Consider the following 17,395-nt stretch of genomic DNA (forward strand, 5'->3'; position numbering starts at 1 on the left):
TGCTTTTTATTATTACATGGGAAAGTCTCGTAAAACTTGCTCTGTTCCCTTCCCGATAAACCAGCGCAACTGTTTACTGAGAACAGTCGCCACTGTTAGTGAACAAATCTTTCCTTATGTAAGACAAGTTTTATTTTAGCATATTCACTCATAAATAACCATTGGACTTGACCAGTTCGTCTGGATATTTTGTGTTTTTTTAGAAAACTGTATAAATGAGAGGAATTGATTACTACGACCAGTATTTTTTTTAAAGACCTTCAACAATAGTAGCTAACTTTAGACCATAAACTTTTCCGACAGTTTGTCGTATTTTATCAACACGCTGATTGACATGTGCTACCATGAAAGTATTAATAGTAATTTTAGGGGGAATGAATCAATGTATGGAGAATTACATGGTAAAGTGGCCGTTGTCACTGGTGCAGCTACGGGCTTAGGATTATTTATTACTCTGCGTTATATCTTAGAGGGCATGAATGTTGTTGCTGACTATGTCGGTGAGCTGCCTAAAGAATTTGAAGATGTCCAAGCCAAGCACGCAGACCGCGTAAAATTCGTGAAGGCTGATGTCTCTAATGAAGAAGATATTAAAGAGTTAGCTGAAACCGCTTTAAAAGAGTTTAGTCATGTTGACATTTGGGTAAATAACGCCGGTGTGGAGGCTTCTTTTCCGACAATTGATATGCCATTAAAAGAATGGCAACGTGTCATTGATGTCAATTTAAACGGTGTCTTTTTGGGTTCTAGAGAGGCACTCCGAATATTTAGAGATCAAAAAATCAAAGGGTCAATCATTAATATGTCCTCCGTACACCAAAGAATTCCTTGGCCAACGTTCGCCCACTATGCGGCAAGTAAAGGCGCAACCGAAATGTTCACGAAAACAATCGCTTTGGAATATGCGGAATATGGTATTCGTGCCAACTGTATTGCGCCTGGAGCGATTAACACACCTATTAATGCTGAAAAATTTTCCGATCCCGAACAGTTAAAACAAACAACGAGCATGGTTCCTATGGGCATTATTGGTAAACCAAATCAAGTAGCTGCTGCGGCCGCTTGGTTAGCTTCTGATGAATCCTCATACGTAACCGGAACAACACTCTTTGTAGATGGCGGGATGTCTCTATATCCTTCGTTCCAACACGGAGCTGGTTAAAAAGTAGTCTGCAACAAAATTCTCTATGAATTTTTGTTGCAGACTTTGTACTATCACACACAAAATCTATTCAGGAGGCTTACCATGAAACTAGTCAAAAATGTTCTTTTAATTTTAATTGGTTTAGTTATTATCGGGATTGGCGCATCCACTTTAAGAGTGGCAGGTTTAGGAGTTGATCCTTTCACTGCTATGAATATCGGACTTTCTTCGATGTTTGGTATGCAATTAGGCATTTTTCAAATTATTGTCAATGCGTTTATTCTATTCTATGTCTATTTAAAAAACAAAAAAGCCATTGGTCTAGGAACTATTTTAAATATGCTTTTAGTAGGAATTTTGATTCAACAGATTTCTACTTGGCTTCAACCTTACGCCAATAGTTTAGGAGGCTCAACAATTGGCAAACTACTTTCTTTATTCTTCGGAGTCCTGATTTTTACATTTGGCTGCGCCTTATACATGGCTACAGATCAAGGCGAATCCCCTTATGATGCGATTGCGCCAACCATCTGTCAACAAATCAACAAACCTTACGCTTCTGTTCGAAAAGCACAAGATTTGTTGGTCCTATTAATCGGCTTTATTGCTGGTGGTCCAATTGGGATTGGTACAATTATTTGTGCATTTGGTGCTGGCCCACTCATTAGTTTCTGGAACAAGTTACTTCAACCTTTAGTAAAATAATTTTTTAACTAAAATATAAGAAAAAGCGATGGCTCCATAGAGATTTTCTTCTCGAGTCATCGCTTTTTTATTTGTACTTTCTTTGAAGAAGCATGATTAGTGTGTTTCTTGTTTGGCTTTCCGTTGTTGTTTTAGTTGATTATTTGTTGGTAGAGTGAAAAACTAGCCGACAGACCCTTCCATCTCATAACTAATCAACCGATTCAACTCAACCGCATATTCCATCGGTAATTCTTTCGTAAATGGTTCAACAAAGCCCATAACAATCATTTCTGTCGCTTCGGCTTCAGATAAGCCGCGACTCATTAGATAATATAATTGTTCTTCAGAAATTTTTGAAACTTTGGCTTCGTGTTCTAAGGAGACTTGGCTGTTATGGATTTCGTTAAACGGAATCGTATCTGATTTTGATTTTTCGTCCATGATAATCGTATCGCATTCGATGTGGGAAATCGATCCTGCGCTGTCTTTGCCAAAAGTAACTTGGCCACGGTAGTTAACTTCGCCGCCGTCTTTAGCAATTGATTTTGAAACAATTGAGCTAGAGGTATTCGGCGCATTGTGAATCATTTTGGCCCCAGTATCTTGGATTTGGTTAGCGCCAGCAAAGGCAATCGATAACATCGTGCCACGGGCACCTTTGCCATCTAAGTAAACGCTTGGGTATTTCATGGTTGTTTTAGCTCCTAGGTTCCCATCAATCCATTCGACAGTGGCACCTTCGTAAGCTTTAGCACGTTTGGTTACTAGGTTGTAGACGTTATCTGACCAGTTTTGAATAGTGGTATAACGACAATAGGCATCTTTTCTAGTGAAAATTTCTACGATGGCCGCATGCAAGCTGTTACTTGAATACGTGGGTGCCGTACATCCTTCAACATAGTGAACGCTGGCCCCTTCATCGACAATAATCAAAGTCCGTTCAAATTGGCCGGTATTTTCAGCGTTGATTCGGAAATATGTTTGTAGTGGTACATCAACTCGAACGCCTTTTGGTACATAAATAAAGGTTCCACCTGACCAAACAGCTGAGTTTAAAGCGGCCAGTTTATTATCTGTTGGTGGTACAAGTTTTGAAAAATACTCTTTGAATAAGTCAGGATATTCTTTTAAAGCAGAGTCAGTATCTGTAAAAATGATGCCTAATTTTTCAAATTCTTCTTTCATGTTATGATAAACAACTTCTGATTCATATTGAGCAGAAGCCCCAGCTAGATAAGCACGCTCAGCTTCGGGAATCCCAATTTTTTCAAAGGTTTCTTTGATTTTATCAGGTACATCATCCCAATCGCGTGCGGGTTTGTCACTCGGTTTTTGGTAATATTTAATTTTACTAAAGTCAATATCTGACAGGTCTGGACCCCATTCTTGCATGGGCATTTTATTGAATTGTTCTAACGATTTTAAACGGAAGTCAAGCATCCATTCTGGTTCGCCTTTCACGCGAGAAATTTCGCGAACGACGTCTTCGGTTAGGCCGTCTCCGGTACTAAAGACTGGTTCCACATCGTCGTGAAAGCCAAATTTATATTCTTCTAATTCAGGTACTGTACTCAATTCGTCGTCACCCTTTCTTTATTTTTCACAATGTAAATGACCAGCTTCGCCTTGGCCGTTATTAGCAACAGCCTGCTCTAAGGCTTTCCAAGCCAGGGTTGCACATTTGATCCGAGCTGGAAATTTAGCTACGCCGCTTAACATTGCTGCATCGCCTAATTTTTCATCTTCGGCCACTTCATTTCCTTGAACAAGTTGAGAGAAATCCTCTGCTAAGGCCGTTGCTTCGGCGATTGTTTTTCCTAAGACCGCATCAGTCATCATACTAGCACTTGCTGTACTGATAGAACAGCCACTTCCTTGAAAGGCGATATCTTTAATCACACCGTCTTCAATGGCCACATCCAGTTCAATCACATCTCCACAAGTAGGATTATTCAGTTCAATTGTTTGGCTAGACGCATCTAGCGTTCCGTGGTGATGTGGGTGGCTAGAATGGTCCAAAATGACTTGGCGATATAAGTTATCTAATTTAGAAAGTGCCATGCTGGAAAAACTCCTTTGTCGCTTTAATCGCTTCAACTAAGCGATCTGCGTCTTCTTTGGTATTGTATAAATAAAAACTTGCCCGTGCGGTTGCTGGCACGCTCAAATAGTTTAATAGCGGTTGCGCGCAATGGTGACCCGCTCTGACAGCGACCCCTTCCATATCTAACGCCGTAGCCACATCATGTGGATGTAAACCGTCAATATTAAAAGCAAGCACACCTGTGTGGTCTTTTGGATTCTGTGGACCATAAATCGTCAAGCCCTCGATAGCTTGCAACTTCGGCAAAACATAGTGAACAAGGGCTGCTTCATGTTGATGAATGGCCTCCAAACCAATTTCTGTTAAATAATCAATGGCGGCACCTAAGGCAATTGCCCCAGCAATATTAGGTGTGCCAGCTTCAAATTTCCATGGAAGCTCTTTCCAAGTACTTTCTTGAAGATGAACAAAGTCAATCATTTCGCCACCAAATTCCACAGGTTCCATTTGTTCCAATAAATGACGTTTGCCATAAAGGACACCAATTCCAGTTGGTCCACACATTTTGTGACCACTAAATGCATAAAAATCAGCATCGATGGCTTGAACGTCCACAGGCATATGAGGAACTGCTTGCGCGCCGTCTACCACCATCACAGCGCCATTTTGATGAGCTAATTGTGTTAATTCTTCGATTGGATTAATGACCCCTAACACATTTGAAACATGAGCAATCGAAACAATTTTCGTTTTTTCTGTAATTTGTTGACGTGCACTTGCCATGTCTAAAAAGCCGTCTTCAGTGACGTCTATATACTTCAAAATGGCTCCTGTACGTTGGGCTAATTGTTGCCAGGGAATAATGTTTGAATGATGTTCCATGTAAGATATGACGATTTCATCCCCGGCTGTAACTGCCAAGTCACCATAACTTTTGGCAATCCAATTCAAACTGGTTGTTGTTCCTCGTGTAAATAAAACTTCCGCTGTTTCTTTGGCATGGATAAATTGGCGAACCTTTTCGCGGGAGGCTTCATAGTCCTTCGTTGCTCGTTCGGCTAACGTGTGCACCCCACGATGAACATTGGCATTATCGGTTTCATAATAATGTCGTAAAATATCTAACACTGCCGTTGGTTTTTGGGTTGTTGCAGCATTGTCTAAATAAACTAGCGGTTCATCATTAACTTCTTGAAATAAAATAGGAAACGATTGACGAATGGTTGCTGCATCCATCATGCGTTTAACTTCCCTTCAATTACTTCTACAAATTCATTTTGTACTTCTTTAACTGGAATTGCTGTAATGACAGAACCTAGGAAGCCACGAATCACCAAACGTTCCGCTTCTTCTTTACGCAAGCCGCGGCTCATTAAATAATACATTTCTTCTGGATCTACTCGACCAACGCTGGCTGCGTGTCCGGCAGTCACTTCATTTTCATCAATTAAAAGAATTGGATTGGCATCACCACGAGCTTTATCAGACAGCATTAAAACACGACTTTCTTGCTGTGCGTCGGCTCCTTTTGCTCCTTTTAAAATGTGGCCAATTCCATTAAACGTTAAAGTACCACGTTCACGAATGACTCCATGTTGTAAAATATGACCAATCGAATGTGGCGCTTTGTTTGTCACTCGTGTGTCGATGCCTTGTGTTTGTTTACCTGCACTAATTGCAACAACTTTAACTTCTGAATGAGCGCCTTCGCCAACTAAATCAGAATCAAAATCAGCCACAACATCGCCATCATTCATGACGCCTAGAGCCCAATCAACAGAGGCATCCCGCATAATATAGCCACGACGATTCATATAAGTCGTTACAGTTTGCCCTAATTGATCTACAGCTGAGTATTTAACTTTTGCGCCATCTTTCGCAATCACTTCCACAATAATATTTCCCGAAGCTTTCTCTGCATGATGACCGGTTGATTGAAAACGTTCTAAATAACTGAATTCACTATGATTATCTGCAACGATTAAAACATGTTTAAAGAAAGGTTGGTTGCTATCTGAATCCTGAATAAACAAAGATTCAATGGGCTCTTCAATCACTACGTTTTTAGGAACGTATAAGAAAACGCCACTATTCATGAAAGCTGCATGAGCTGCTGTCAGCTTATCTTCTTCTGGTAATACGGCTTTAGTCATATAGTATTCTTTAACTAATTCTGGATGCTCTTGTAAAGCAGTAAAAATGTCTGTAAAAATTACCCCTTGTTCCGCTAATGAGGCTGGCAATTGCTCAAAAGCATGAAAAGATCCTTGTTGAACAATTAAAGGATTGTCTTTCATTTGATCAAAACTTGCGACATTTCCTTCAGAAGGCACATAACTTTCCATGTGAACATTTAATAAAGGCCAACGATGAAATTTCACACGATCAATATGTGGTAACTCACTTTCGTCAGCGTTTTTTAAAGCCGTTGTTCGCAATTCAGTCATCCAAGCTGGTTCTTCATGTTCTAGTGAAAAAGCGGTGACTTCGTCAAGATAATCCATTAGATTTACTTTTTTCATTTATCTTGTCCTCCTTACGCTTCTTCTTTGTAATCAATACCTAATTCTTGGCTGATACCAGCATAGCCTTCTGTTTCTAAACGTTTTGCCAAGTCAGCCCCACCGGTTTTCACAACGCGGCCTTCCATCATGATATGAACAACATCTGGCGTGATATAGTTCAATAAGCGTTGATAATGGGTAATAATTAACGCACCAAAGTTCTCGCCGCGCATTTCATTAACCCCTTTAGAAACTACTTTTAACGCATCGATATCTAAGCCTGAATCAATTTCATCTAAAATGGCAAACGTTGGCTCTAACATCAATAATTGTAAAATTTCATTTCGTTTTTTCTCGCCGCCAGAAAACCCTTCGTTTAAGTAACGCTCAGCCATTTCTTCAGGCATATTTAATAATTCCATTTTGCTATCTAATTTTTTTAAGAACTGCATGACTGACATTTTGTTGTCTTCGTCACGTTTTGCATTGATTGCTGCACGCATGAATTCAGCATTGGTAATCCCTGGAATTTCACTTGGGTATTGCATTGCTAAGAATAAGCCTAGGCGAGCGCGTTCGTCTACTTCTAAATCTAAAACGTTGACGCCGTCAAATAGAATTTCTCCTTCTGTGACTTCATAGTTAGGATTTCCCATAATTGCTGCTGATAAAGTAGATTTACCAGTCCCATTAGGTCCCATAATTGCATGGATTTCTCCAGTATTAATTGTTAAATCGACCCCTTTTAGAATCTTTTTATCTTCAATTGATACGTGTAAATTTTTGATTTCTAACACAGACATGTACAATTCCCTCCAACTTGTTTTAATCGTTTTTCCGTTCTCACTCATTTTAGCCTAATTGAGAATGAATCGCAAATTACAATTGCTAAAAATAACAACTCTTATCATCAAATTTTAGGATTCAATTTGTGAAGGAAAATTTTAAAAGGCTGATATTTCAAAGTTTCTCTATATTTTTAAGTGATCCTCCCTACACAAAGAAAAAAATTCTGGTAGAATAAAAAAATTTATTAAAGAAAGCGTTTTCTTAAATAATTACTTTAGAATGACTTTCGCAAAGAGAGCGTTGAGATACGCCTTCATCATCTATACAAAAAAATCCAGAGCATTTGCTTCTCTGGATTCAATAATTTTTATTAGTGATTGGTTTTATACTTCTAAAAGTTCTTGTTCTTTTTCAGCAGTAATCGCATCGATATTTTTGATGCTATCATCTGTTAATTTTTGAACATCTTTTTCAAATGAACGTAATTCATCTTCAGTGATGTCGCCATTTTTTTGAGCTTTTTTCAACTCATCCATTGCATCACGACGAACGTTACGGACAGCAACTTTTGAGTTCTCCGCTTCTTTTTTCACGTCTTTGGCTAATTCTTTCCGACGTTCTTCCGTTAATTGTGGAATCACTAAACGGATGACATTTCCATCATTGGTTGGGCTAATGCCGATATCACTCATTTGAATAGCTTTTTCAATGTCAGCGATAGAATTTTTGTCAAACGGTGTAATCATTAATACACGTGCTTCTGGGATATTGATACTTGCTAATTGGTTAACTGGTGTTGGTGCACCATAATATTCTACTTGAATACGGTCTAATAGACTTGCGTTCGCACGACCAGCACGAATTTGACCTAATTCACGGCGTAAGCTTTCTTCCGCTTTTGTCATTTTTTCTTTGGCTGTTGCTAAAACTTCTTTAGACATTCTTTATTTCCCCCTTACAGTTGTTCCGATATTTTCACCAAGGATGGCACGACGGATATTTCCTGCTTCATTTAGGTTAAAGACAACTAAAGGAATATCGTTATCCATACTTAATGAGCTTGCTGTTGAATCCATTACTTGCAGCCCTTTAGAAATAACATCTAAATGTGTTAGTTCTTCAAATTTTGTCGCTGTTTCATCCACACGTGGATCCGCAGAATAAACACCATCAACATTGTTCTTCGCCATTAAGATGACGTCCGCATCTACTTCTGCAGCTCGTAACGCAGCCGTTGTATCTGTCGAGAAGTAAGGATTTCCTGTTCCTCCGGCAAAAATAACAACGCGGCCTTTTTCTAAATGACGTTCTGCACGACGACGAATGTATGGTTCTGCAATTTGACGCATTTCAATTGATGTTTGAACACGTGTAGGCACACCAAGATTTTCTAATGTATCTTGCAATGCTAAGGCATTCATCACAGTAGCTAACATGCCCATATAATCAGCTTGTGCACGTTCCATGCCCATTTGAGCACCAATTTGTCCACGCCAGATGTTTCCGCCGCCAACCACGATGGCCATTTCGATACCTAATTCATGGACCTCTTTAATTTCTTGGACGATTTCTTTAATGACTGGTGGTTTAATGCCAAAACCGTCTTCTCCGGCTAGCGCTTCTCCACTTAACTTTAATACGACACGTTGATACTTAGGTTTAACCATCATAATTCCCTCCAAGATTCTCTAAAAATCATTCAATTCCTCATTTAGATGACTTTTCACCAAAATGATTTTTTAGACCAAGCAGTGCGATCCACTGGTTTTGCCTAAAAAAAGGGAGCGCATATCAAAGTTATGCGTTCCCAAATGGCTGAAAGACTGCCTTGAATCAAGCAGTAATCAATTTATGCAGCTTCCTTTGGGGATCGCTGTCTGTTTAGATACTTATGATTCACGGCTTTTCAACCGAGCGTTTGATGCTCTTAGTTTTTCATTTGGCTCATTACTTCATCCGCAAAGTTATCTTCACGTTTTTCGATACCTTCGCCAACTTCAAAACGTACGAATGATTTCACTTCGCCGCCTTTAGAAGCAACAAATTTTTCGACAGTCATATCTGGATCTTTAACAAATGGTTGGTCAACCAAAGCGATTTCTGCTTTGAATTTTTGTAGACGACCAACAACCATTTTTTCAACGATATTTGCTGGTTTCCCTTCGTTTAATGCTTGTTCAGTTAACACAGCTTTTTCGTGTTCTAATTCTTCTTGAGGAATTTGAGATTCGTTGACATAGCGAGGGTTGATTGCCGCGATGTGCATAGCAACATCTTTCGCTACTTCTTCGTCAGTTGTGCCATCGATAACTGTTAATACAGCAATACGGCCACCCATGTGTAAGTAAGCGCCAAATGCAGCATTGTCAGCTTTTTCGACAACTTCAAAACGACGGAAGCTGATTTTTTCACCGATAACAGTTGTTGCTTCGATTAAATCAGATTCGATTGTGCCTTTTTCAGTTTTAATAGCCATTGCTTCTTCCATCGTAGCTGGTTTGTTTTCAGCAACTTTAGTCGCAATATCTTTAACTAAATCTTGGAACATTTCGTTTTTAGAAACGAAGTCAGTTTCTGAGTTTACTTCAACGATTGCTGCAACGTTACCTACAGTTGCTACGTTTGCTAAACCTTCAGCCGCAATGCGGTCATTTTTCTTCGCTGCTTTAGCCATACCATTTTCACGTAAAAAGTCTACGGCTTTTTCCATGTCGCCTTCTACTTTTACTAATGCTTTTTTAGCGTCCATCATTCCAACGCCAGTCATATCGCGTAATTCTTTTACCATTTTAGCTGTAACGTCTGCCATTATTTGTGTCCTCCTCGGATATTATCAATTCTTTTTAAAAAAGCTATCTCAAAGGAGAATCAGGCTTTTTGTCGCCTAGCCTTTGAGACAGCTCCGTAATCATTATTATTCAGCTGATTCGTTGTTTCCTTCAACAACATCAACGATTTCTTCGATTGAAGTTGCTTCTGGTGTTTCTTCAACGAATAACTCTTCAGTTGCTTGGTCTTCCCCTTGGTTACCTTCGATGAAAGCATCAGCCATTTTAGCAGTGATTAATTTCACGGCGCGGATTGCATCATCATTTGAAGGGATTACAACATCGATCTCATCAGGATCACAGTTTGTATCAACCATTGCAACGATTGGAATGTTTAATTTGTGTGCTTCTTGAACAGCAATGCGTTCTTTACGTGGGTCAACGATGTACATTACATCTGGAATTCTTGGCATATCAGCGATACCACCTAAGAATTTTTCTAAACGTTCACGTTCTTTGTTTAAGCCAGCAACTTCTTTCTTAGGTAAAACTTCGAAAGTGCCGTCTTCTTCCATTGCATTGATTTTTTTCAAGCGAGCAATACGTTTTTGGATTGTATCCCAGTTAGTTAACGTACCACCTAACCAACGATGGTTTACATAGTATTGACCAGCGCGGATTGCTTCATCTTTGATTGCTTCTTGTGCTTGTTTTTTAGTTCCTACGAATAAAGCAACGCCGCCTTCTTCTGCAACGTTTTTCATGTAATCGTAAGCTGCATCTACTAATTTCACTGTTTTTTGTAAGTCAATGATGTAGATACCGTTTCTTTCTGTGAAGATATATTTCTTCATTTTTGGGTTCCAGCGACGAGTTTGGTGACCAAAGTGTACGCCGGCTTCTAGTAATTGTTTCATAGAAATTACTGCCATGTTGTGTTTCCTCCAGTTTGGTTTTTATTTTCCTCTTCTTTTCGTCAACTCCTTGAAGAACTACCGTAGTAGCACCACTTCGCAGATGGAAAAGAATGTGGATTTCGTGTGTGAAAATCACACCTTTAACAGTATAAGATATTTTCAGAAAAATAGCAAGCCTTAAAACTAGAAATGTCGCTCCTACTGCGCTTGCCAAACAAGATGACATTCTTCGTTTCCCGTTTCATCGATGGTTCGCTTTTGTTGGACAAAGCCTTGTTTTTGATAAAAGGCATAAGCTGCTTGATTTTTCCTGTAAACAGCCAAAGATAAGAGGTCCTGTTCTTCTTTTGCTACTTGCAGTAATTTCTGACCGATGCCCTTCCCTTGAAACGCTTTTTTTATAAAAATTCCTGCGATATAGTTATCCATTAAGCCTAAAAACCCAATTATCTGACCCTCTTCTTCCGCTAAGATCAGTGTTGCTTTTGGCAACGCAGCGCGGACAAATGCCTTATTTTCTTGCCAATAAGTTGGTGCGACAAATGGATGAGCTTCTAGATTCGTTTGCAGCCAAATAGCCATAATGGTTTCTAATTCTTTTTCTGTTAACTGGGTTGTCTTTTTGATAGTCAGCATTTTTTGACACTCGTTTCTGTTATTGATTATTTTCAAAATAAAACATTAACACGCCTGCTGCGATAGCGACATTCAATGATTCTGCTTGACCTTTCATTGGAATATAAAGATTTTTCGTGGTTTCTGCTAACAATTCTGGCGAAACTCCACTACCTTCATTGCCTAAAATCAACGCATAATTTTCCACTGCCTCTTGTTCATAATAAGCAATCGCAGCTTCATTTAATTCTGTACCGAAAACTGGTAGTCCTTGCTTCTTGAATGCCTGAACCACTTCAGTCAACTCTCGTTGGAGAACTGGTAAATGATAGTGACTTCCCTGCATTGAGCGCAACACTTTTGTATTGTAAATATCTGCTGTGCCTTTACCTAAAATCACGCCTGCTAAACCTGCTGCATCAGCTGTGCGAATCATCGTACCAACATTGCCAGGGTCTTGGATATTATCTAAAAGTAACCAACCACCTTTAAAAGAAAGCGACTGCTCTTGTTGCGTTTCCAAGGTGACAATTGCCAAAATTCCTTGTGAAGTTGGCAGCTCCGACAAACTATTTAAAACCTCATCACTTACAAAAATTAATTTTTCTGTTTCTTGTTCAGCTAACCAAGTTCCCCATTCTTGTTGACCTCTTTGGTTAAACAAAATCCACTGGACATCGGCATTGGCCTTCACAGCTTCTTCAACTAAATGAAATCCTTCTATTATATATTGGTTCAGTTCTTCTCGGTACTTCTTTTTGTGTAATTTTTTCCATTCTTTTAATTGGTTATTTTTCGTTGATGTAATTTCTTTCATAAGTCACCTCGCCTTTGTATTATAGCATGCTTCTAGCTTGCTTGGATACTTGCTAGAACCAAGAAAAATCGCTATCATAAAGAAAAAAGCAAAGGAAGTGTCTCTCATGGAAAAACTAAGAATGAATGTACAAGGACGTGTCCAAGGTGTTGGCTTCCGCTACATGACAAAAATGGTGGCAGATCAATTAGGTGTCACTGGTTCGGTGAAGAACGAAGACGACGGGTCCGTTTCAATTACAGCAATTGCACCTGAAGACATAATGGAAACATTTATCAAAAAAATCAAAGATTCCCCCAGTCCGGCGGGACGTGTAACGTATGTTGATATTCAAGAAGACCCTTTGTTAGAAGAAACGGAACAATTTAAAGTGATTCAATAAACTTACTTTCTAACGATTGATTTCTTTGGGAAGAAGCCTTGAACAGCAAGTAGTTCCTGCTTTTTATTGATTTTTGTAAGAGCTTCTTTTCGATTTTGATTGAAAAAGAGCGCTGTTTCAAGTATAGTTAACCATGTAAAAATTTTTTAGAAAAGGACCGAATTACATGCGTAAATTAAACCGATGGCTTTACGGCTCTGGCTTACTATTTTTAGTAATGTTTTTATCAGGCTGTGTGAAAACAGGAGCAGATGGACAACCAACTGGTGAAGGTTTTGTCTATAACTTCCTTGTTTTACCGATGAGTAATGCAATTACTTATCTTGTCGATAACTTTAATTGGAACTATGGTTGGGCGATTATTTTTATCACCATTATTGTACGGATCATTATTTTACCGTTAGGCTTACATCAATCGAAAAAAAGCTTTATCCAAACGGAAAAAATGCAAGCAATCAAACCCCAAGTGGATGTTGCACAAGCAAAAATGAAACAAGCAAGTACGCGTGAAGAACAAATGGCCGCACAAGCAGAACTACAAAAGATTTATAAAGAAAACAATGTGAGTATGGTTGGCGGAATTGGTTGTTTGCCTTTATTAATTCAAATGCCTATTTTCTCTTCTCTGTTCTTTGCTGCTCGTTATACAAAAGGTATTGCCACGGCAAGCTTCTTAGGAATGAATTTAGGGCAACCAAATATGATTTTAGTGGCATTAGCTGGTTTAGCCTATTTAGCTCAAGGTTATATTTCAATGATTGGTATTCCTGAAGAACAAAAGAAAACAATGAAATCAATGCTGATTGTTTCACCATTAATGATTGTTTTCATGTCCTTTAGCTCACCTGCAGGCGTAGCACTTTACTGGGTAGTTGGTGGTATTTTCACATGTATTCAATCTGCCATCACAAATATCCTCTTACGTCCAAGAATTAAAAAACAAGTACAAGAAGAATTGAAAAATAACCCACCAAAACAAGTGGTTACTCCTATTAAGGATGTGACACCAAAAGAAACAAACAAAGCAACGCAAAAAACGAACCAACCAAAAGCAAACGGCAATAAAGGTCGCAATGCTGGAAAACAAAAACGTAAATAAAAAAAGGATCGCCTCTAAACGGCGATCCTTTTTTTACTTCAATTCTTTCCCAGTTATCTCTTCAATAGTTCGAATAGACTTTGGACCAAAGCCATGCAACGAAAGTAACGCTTTTCGGCCTCGTGCATAGAGTTCATCCACACTGTCGATTTTTTCATTCGTTAGCGCACGAACAGCTGGCTTTGATAATTGTGTTAAAATTTGTTCAAATGTTGTTTCTAGCATGCTGTCGGTTCCTCCATAGCGGTCGAAAAGCAGCGCTTTTTATTTTACAATTAATAAATCTAAGCTAGCAATTGATAACGCCATTTTAGCAATTTGCATTAATTGTTTTAATCGGTTTTGTTTGACTTTTTCATCCTCAACCATAACCATCGTTTCATTGAAGTACGCATCAATTAACGGACGTAGATTTACTAGTGCTTCATAGTTTTCTGCAATCGTGCGTGTCGCAAATGCTTCAGATAAATCGTTAACTGCTTGATACAGTTCTTTTTCTGCCTTATTTTCAAACAGACTTGGATCAATCCCTTCTTCAGTATCACCTAAAAGTTCTTGACCTTTTTTCGCTAAATTAATAACACGCGTTAAGGCTTCCATGGATGGTTTAAAATCTTGATCTTCAAAACGGCTTTTTAAAATATTCGCTGAAGCAAATAATTTCGATAAATCGGCTTGCTCAGCAGACACCACTGCATCGATAATGTCATGGCGAACATTTTTCGTCATTAATAATTGACGTAAGCGAGCTTTCACAAATTCAACGACTTCTGCTTGTCCTTCGTTTAGTAAAACGCCATATTTCTCAACATCTTGATTCACTGCTTCATCAACTTCTGTTTGTAATTGAACTAATGGGAAGGTCCAGCCTTTATCTTCAATAATTCGGATAACGCCATAGGTTTGACGACGAAGTGCATAAGGATCGTTAGAACCTGTTGGAATCATACCAACTGAGAAGAATGAAAAGACGCTGTCAAGCTTATCGGCTAAGGCCAAAACAGCCCCGATTGCTGTTTCTGGCAAATCACCTTCACTAGAAGTTGGTAAATAATGTTCTCGAATCGCCGTTGCTACGGCTGGTTTTTCGCCTTGTAATAAGGCATATTTTTCTCCCATAATTCCTTGTAATTCTGGGAATTCACCAACCATATTTGTTACTAAGTCAAATTTATAAATTTCAGAGGCACGTTTTAAATCTTCCAATTCCTCCTCAGATAAGCCAACTTTTCGACCAATGATTTGTGCAATTAAAGCAACCCGTTGCATTTTTTCATAAATTGAACCAATCTTTTCATGGAAAGTCACATTTTTTAGTTTTTCAACACATGCTTCAATCGTTAATTTTTTATCTTCATTGTAAAAGAATTCTGCATCTTCTAAACGAGCAATTAACACTTTTTCATTTCCTTTAATCACGTTTTCAAGGTGAACATTATCCCCATTGCGAACAGCGATAAAATGCGGCATTAATAAGCCTTGATCGTTACGAACTTCAAAGTAACGTTGGTGTTCTTTCATAGAAGTCACTAATACTTCATCTGGAACAGATAAATATTTTTCATCAAAACTGCCTACAAATGCAGTTGGATATTCCACTAAATTCGTAACTTCTTCCAATAACTCTTCATCTAAAGCTAACTGCCAATTTTTTTCTGCAGCGAGTGCGTTCGCTTGATCAACAATCATTTGTTTCCGTTCATTCGGTTGAACCACTACAAATTGTTCTTTTAATTTTGCTTCATATTCATTAGCATGTTGGAACGTCACATCGTCTCCCAAGAAACGGTGGCCACGAGAAGTTTGCCCTGTCGTCACGTCTAACACTTTGAAAGGAATTACTTCATCATCAAGTAGTGCCACAATCCAATGAATTGGACGAATATATTCGAAATCATAGTTTGCCCAGTGCATTGTTACCGGGAAAGTTAGACTTGTAATCACGTCATTTAATTTTGTTAATACCTCTTTGGCACTTTGGCCTTTGGTAAACTTCGTCACATAGACATATTCGACACCATTTAATTCTTTGAAAACAATGTCCTCAGTTGTAACTCCTTGGCCGCGTACAAAACCTTGTGCAGCTTTTGACCAATTTCCTTCAGCATCTAAAGCAATTTTTTTCGCTGGACCTTTTACTTCTTCTTCAACATCCGCTTGTTTTTCAGGAATCGCAGTTACTTTCACGGCTAAACGACGAGGTGTGGCAAAGGATTGCACTGTTTCATAGTCTAAATGATGTTCATCTAAAAATTTGATTACTTTTTCTTCAAGTTGGATACGGCTTGGTGTGACAACATGTGCGGGCATTTCTTCTAAGCCAATTTCTAATAATAAATCTTTTGCCATGTTATTCTGCCTCCTTGGATATACTTTGATCTTTATTTAATAATGGGAACCCTAATTTTTCACGTTCAGCCACAAAAATTTTCGCTACGGAACGAGCCATATTCCGAATGCGGGCTAAATATCCTGCACGTTCCGTTACAGAGACAGCGCCGCGAGCATCTAATAAATTGAATGTATGGCTACATTTTAAAATATAATCATAGGCTGGGTGAACTAAGCTTTCTTCAATACAGCGTTTAGCTTCTTTTTCAAATTTGTCAAAGTTTTCTAAAAGCATTTCTTGGTTACTAATTTCAAAGGAATATTTTGAATGTTCATATTCAGGTTGGACAAAAATTTCACCATATTTAACGCCTTGTGTCCATTCTAAATCATAGACACTTTCGACTTCTTGGATATATGATGCCAAGCGTTCTAACCCGTAAGTAATTTCAGAAGTGACAGGATGACATTGTAAGCCGCCAACTTGTTGGAAATACGTAAATTGGGTAATTTCCATGCCATCTAACCAAACTTCCCAACCTAAACCAGCACAGCCCATTGAAGGATTTTCCCAGTTATCTTCTACAAAACGAATGTCATGTTCTAATGGATCAATTCCTAATAATTTCAAACTTTCTAGATAAAGTTCTTGGATATTTTCAGGAGAAGGCTTCATTACAACTTGGAATTGATGATGTTGGTATAGACGGTTTGGATTTTCACCATAGCGTCCATCAGCTGGACGACGAGAAGGTTCTACGTAGGCAGCATTCCATGGTTCAGGTCCAATGGCACGTAAAAACGTGTAAGGACTCATAGTACCGGCTCCCTTTTCTGTATCATAGGCTTGCATTAACATACAGCCATTAGATGACCAAAATTTTTGCAAGGTTAAAATCATTTCTTGTACGGTTAACTTGTTTTTCATTGTTTTCCTCCTTGGAATATTTTTTATAGACATAGGGATTGGCTTTGCTTCGGGAATGTAAATTTAAAAAGGGCTACAGAGAAACAATTTTGTAGAATGGGATAATTTTTATGCTGTTCATCATCTACTCTGTCGCCTTTGCGCCAATTGAGCTTTTTTGAATAAACGTTACTATTTTTTCTTTTGGTGTTAACTGTTTGCTTTTTTTATTCGGTTACAACGTTCCCTTTGGTCACCTTGTGCTGTTCCACATCTACTCCATGTTTTTGGCTAAGCAGTTTGTTTTAACATAGAGGAGACAACGTTCCCTTTGGTCACCTTGTACTGTTCATCATCTACTCTGTCGCATTTGCGCCAATCGTAGTGATTC

At 38.6% G+C, this 17,395-nt stretch carries 18 protein-coding genes; 4 read left to right on the forward strand and 14 right to left on the reverse strand.

Features of this window, described 5'->3' with window-relative positions; all coding sequences use genetic code 11:
- Nucleotides 1–382: 382 nt before the first annotated feature.
- Nucleotides 383–1,162 carry an SDR family oxidoreductase gene (locus IGL90_RS09330; RefSeq protein WP_048737995.1) on the forward strand — a complete coding sequence of 260 codons (780 nt, stop codon included), beginning with the start codon at nt 383–385 and terminating at the stop codon, nt 1,160–1,162.
- An 84-nt stretch (nt 1,163–1,246) separates the two neighbouring features.
- On the forward strand, nt 1,247–1,849 hold the full coding sequence (locus IGL90_RS09335) for a YczE/YyaS/YitT family protein (protein ID WP_002384244.1): 603 nt from the start codon (nt 1,247–1,249) through the stop codon (nt 1,847–1,849).
- A 162-nt stretch (nt 1,850–2,011) separates the two neighbouring features.
- On the opposite strand, the gene sufB is transcribed toward IGL90_RS09335, so the two are convergent.
- The 11 genes from sufB to IGL90_RS09390 form a co-directional block, all read right to left on the reverse strand.
- Complete coding sequence (gene sufB / locus IGL90_RS09340) at nt 2,012–3,406, reverse strand: Fe-S cluster assembly protein SufB (protein ID WP_002356769.1); 1,395 nt, start codon at nt 3,404–3,406, stop codon at nt 2,012–2,014.
- Between the two features lie 18 nt (nt 3,407–3,424).
- Nucleotides 3,425–3,892: a Fe-S cluster assembly sulfur transfer protein SufU gene (gene sufU / locus IGL90_RS09345; RefSeq protein WP_002356768.1), complete on the reverse strand. Its 468-nt coding sequence runs from the start codon at nt 3,890–3,892 to the stop codon at nt 3,425–3,427.
- Nucleotides 3,879–5,114: a cysteine desulfurase gene (locus IGL90_RS09350; protein WP_002364432.1), complete on the reverse strand. Its 1,236-nt coding sequence runs from the start codon at nt 5,112–5,114 to the stop codon at nt 3,879–3,881. Before IGL90_RS09350 ends, sufU begins: the two co-directional genes overlap by 14 nt.
- Nucleotides 5,111–6,397 carry a Fe-S cluster assembly protein SufD gene (sufD, locus tag IGL90_RS09355; protein WP_002413696.1) on the reverse strand — a complete coding sequence of 429 codons (1,287 nt, stop codon included), beginning with the start codon at nt 6,395–6,397 and terminating at the stop codon, nt 5,111–5,113. The genes IGL90_RS09350 and sufD overlap by 4 nt, the downstream gene beginning before the upstream one ends.
- 14 nt (nt 6,398–6,411) lie before the next feature.
- Nucleotides 6,412–7,182, reverse strand: coding sequence for a Fe-S cluster assembly ATPase SufC (gene sufC / locus IGL90_RS09360; protein WP_002356763.1), 771 nt, complete (start codon nt 7,180–7,182; stop codon nt 6,412–6,414).
- Between the two features lie 369 nt (nt 7,183–7,551).
- The gene (frr, locus tag IGL90_RS09365; protein ID WP_002356762.1) at nt 7,552–8,109 is read right to left on the reverse strand and encodes a ribosome recycling factor; all 558 of its coding nucleotides are present in this window, start codon (nt 8,107–8,109) and stop codon (nt 7,552–7,554) included.
- Nucleotides 8,110–8,112: 3 nt separating this feature from the next.
- Nucleotides 8,113–8,835 carry a UMP kinase gene (gene pyrH / locus IGL90_RS09370; RefSeq protein ID WP_002356761.1) on the reverse strand — a complete coding sequence of 241 codons (723 nt, stop codon included), beginning with the start codon at nt 8,833–8,835 and terminating at the stop codon, nt 8,113–8,115.
- A 260-nt stretch (nt 8,836–9,095) separates the two neighbouring features.
- The gene (gene tsf, locus IGL90_RS09375) at nt 9,096–9,977 is read right to left on the reverse strand and encodes a translation elongation factor Ts (RefSeq protein WP_002356760.1); all 882 of its coding nucleotides are present in this window, start codon (nt 9,975–9,977) and stop codon (nt 9,096–9,098) included.
- A 105-nt stretch (nt 9,978–10,082) separates the two neighbouring features.
- Nucleotides 10,083–10,868 carry a 30S ribosomal protein S2 gene (rpsB, locus tag IGL90_RS09380; protein WP_002356759.1) on the reverse strand — a complete coding sequence of 262 codons (786 nt, stop codon included), beginning with the start codon at nt 10,866–10,868 and terminating at the stop codon, nt 10,083–10,085.
- Nucleotides 10,869–11,051: 183 nt separating this feature from the next.
- Nucleotides 11,052–11,489, reverse strand: a complete 438-nt coding sequence (locus tag IGL90_RS09385) for a GNAT family N-acetyltransferase (RefSeq protein WP_002367049.1) — start codon at nt 11,487–11,489, stop codon at nt 11,052–11,054.
- Between the two features lie 19 nt (nt 11,490–11,508).
- On the reverse strand, nt 11,509–12,285 hold the full coding sequence (locus IGL90_RS09390; protein ID WP_002356757.1) for a TrmH family RNA methyltransferase: 777 nt from the start codon (nt 12,283–12,285) through the stop codon (nt 11,509–11,511).
- 106 nt (nt 12,286–12,391) lie between these two features.
- Between IGL90_RS09390 and IGL90_RS09395 the strand changes: the two genes are divergently transcribed.
- The gene (locus IGL90_RS09395) at nt 12,392–12,667 is read left to right on the forward strand and encodes an acylphosphatase (protein WP_002356756.1); all 276 of its coding nucleotides are present in this window, start codon (nt 12,392–12,394) and stop codon (nt 12,665–12,667) included.
- Nucleotides 12,668–12,833: 166 nt separating this feature from the next.
- Entirely contained in the window at nt 12,834–13,766 is a 933-nt protein-coding gene (gene yidC / locus IGL90_RS09400; protein WP_002384232.1) for a membrane protein insertase YidC, read from the forward strand.
- A 33-nt stretch (nt 13,767–13,799) separates the two neighbouring features.
- On the opposite strand, the gene IGL90_RS09405 is transcribed toward yidC, so the two are convergent.
- From IGL90_RS09405 to glyQ, 3 genes are read right to left on the reverse strand one after another with little or no spacing between them, the layout of a single operon-like run.
- A complete protein-coding gene (locus tag IGL90_RS09405; RefSeq protein ID WP_002384231.1) occupies nt 13,800–13,991 on the reverse strand; it encodes a DNA-directed RNA polymerase subunit alpha C-terminal domain-containing protein in 192 nt (63 codons plus the stop codon).
- A gap of 39 nt (nt 13,992–14,030) precedes the next feature.
- A complete protein-coding gene (glyS, locus tag IGL90_RS09410) occupies nt 14,031–16,115 on the reverse strand; it encodes a glycine--tRNA ligase subunit beta (RefSeq protein WP_048737992.1) in 2,085 nt (694 codons plus the stop codon).
- A gap of 1 nt (nt 16,116) precedes the next feature.
- Nucleotides 16,117–17,025, reverse strand: a complete 909-nt coding sequence (glyQ, locus tag IGL90_RS09415; RefSeq protein ID WP_033594489.1) for a glycine--tRNA ligase subunit alpha — start codon at nt 17,023–17,025, stop codon at nt 16,117–16,119.
- Nucleotides 17,026–17,395 lie beyond the last annotated feature (370 nt).

Source organism: Enterococcus sp. DIV1307a (assembly GCF_050537425.1).
Classification (GTDB): domain Bacteria; phylum Bacillota; class Bacilli; order Lactobacillales; family Enterococcaceae; genus Enterococcus; species Enterococcus faecalis.

Coding starts and splice junctions, on each gene's coding strand:
- IGL90_RS09335 (WP_002384244.1), top strand. CDS start 1,247: ATGAAACTAGTCAAAAATGTTCTTTTAATTTTAATTGGTTTAGTTATT.
- IGL90_RS09330 (WP_048737995.1), top strand. CDS start 383: ATGTATGGAGAATTACATGGTAAAGTGGCCGTTGTCACTGGTGCAGCT.
- IGL90_RS09385 (WP_002367049.1), bottom strand. CDS start 11,489: ATGCTGACTATCAAAAAGACAACCCAGTTAACAGAAAAAGAATTAGAA.
- pyrH (WP_002356761.1), bottom strand. CDS start 8,835: ATGGTTAAACCTAAGTATCAACGTGTCGTATTAAAGTTAAGTGGAGAA.
- IGL90_RS09405 (WP_002384231.1), bottom strand. CDS start 13,991: ATGCTAGAAACAACATTTGAACAAATTTTAACACAATTATCAAAGCCA.
- yidC (WP_002384232.1), top strand. CDS start 12,834: ATGCGTAAATTAAACCGATGGCTTTACGGCTCTGGCTTACTATTTTTA.
- sufC (WP_002356763.1), bottom strand. CDS start 7,182: ATGTCTGTGTTAGAAATCAAAAATTTACACGTATCAATTGAAGATAAA.
- tsf (WP_002356760.1), bottom strand. CDS start 9,977: ATGGCAGACGTTACAGCTAAAATGGTAAAAGAATTACGCGATATGACT.
- IGL90_RS09350 (WP_002364432.1), bottom strand. CDS start 5,114: ATGATGGATGCAGCAACCATTCGTCAATCGTTTCCTATTTTATTTCAA.
- rpsB (WP_002356759.1), bottom strand. CDS start 10,868: ATGGCAGTAATTTCTATGAAACAATTACTAGAAGCCGGCGTACACTTT.
- IGL90_RS09390 (WP_002356757.1), bottom strand. CDS start 12,285: ATGAAAGAAATTACATCAACGAAAAATAACCAATTAAAAGAATGGAAA.
- glyQ (WP_033594489.1), bottom strand. CDS start 17,025: ATGAAAAACAAGTTAACCGTACAAGAAATGATTTTAACCTTGCAAAAA.
- IGL90_RS09395 (WP_002356756.1), top strand. CDS start 12,392: ATGGAAAAACTAAGAATGAATGTACAAGGACGTGTCCAAGGTGTTGGC.
- sufU (WP_002356768.1), bottom strand. CDS start 3,892: ATGGCACTTTCTAAATTAGATAACTTATATCGCCAAGTCATTTTGGAC.
- glyS (WP_048737992.1), bottom strand. CDS start 16,115: ATGGCAAAAGATTTATTATTAGAAATTGGCTTAGAAGAAATGCCCGCA.
- frr (WP_002356762.1), bottom strand. CDS start 8,109: ATGTCTAAAGAAGTTTTAGCAACAGCCAAAGAAAAAATGACAAAAGCG.
- sufD (WP_002413696.1), bottom strand. CDS start 6,397: ATGAAAAAAGTAAATCTAATGGATTATCTTGACGAAGTCACCGCTTTT.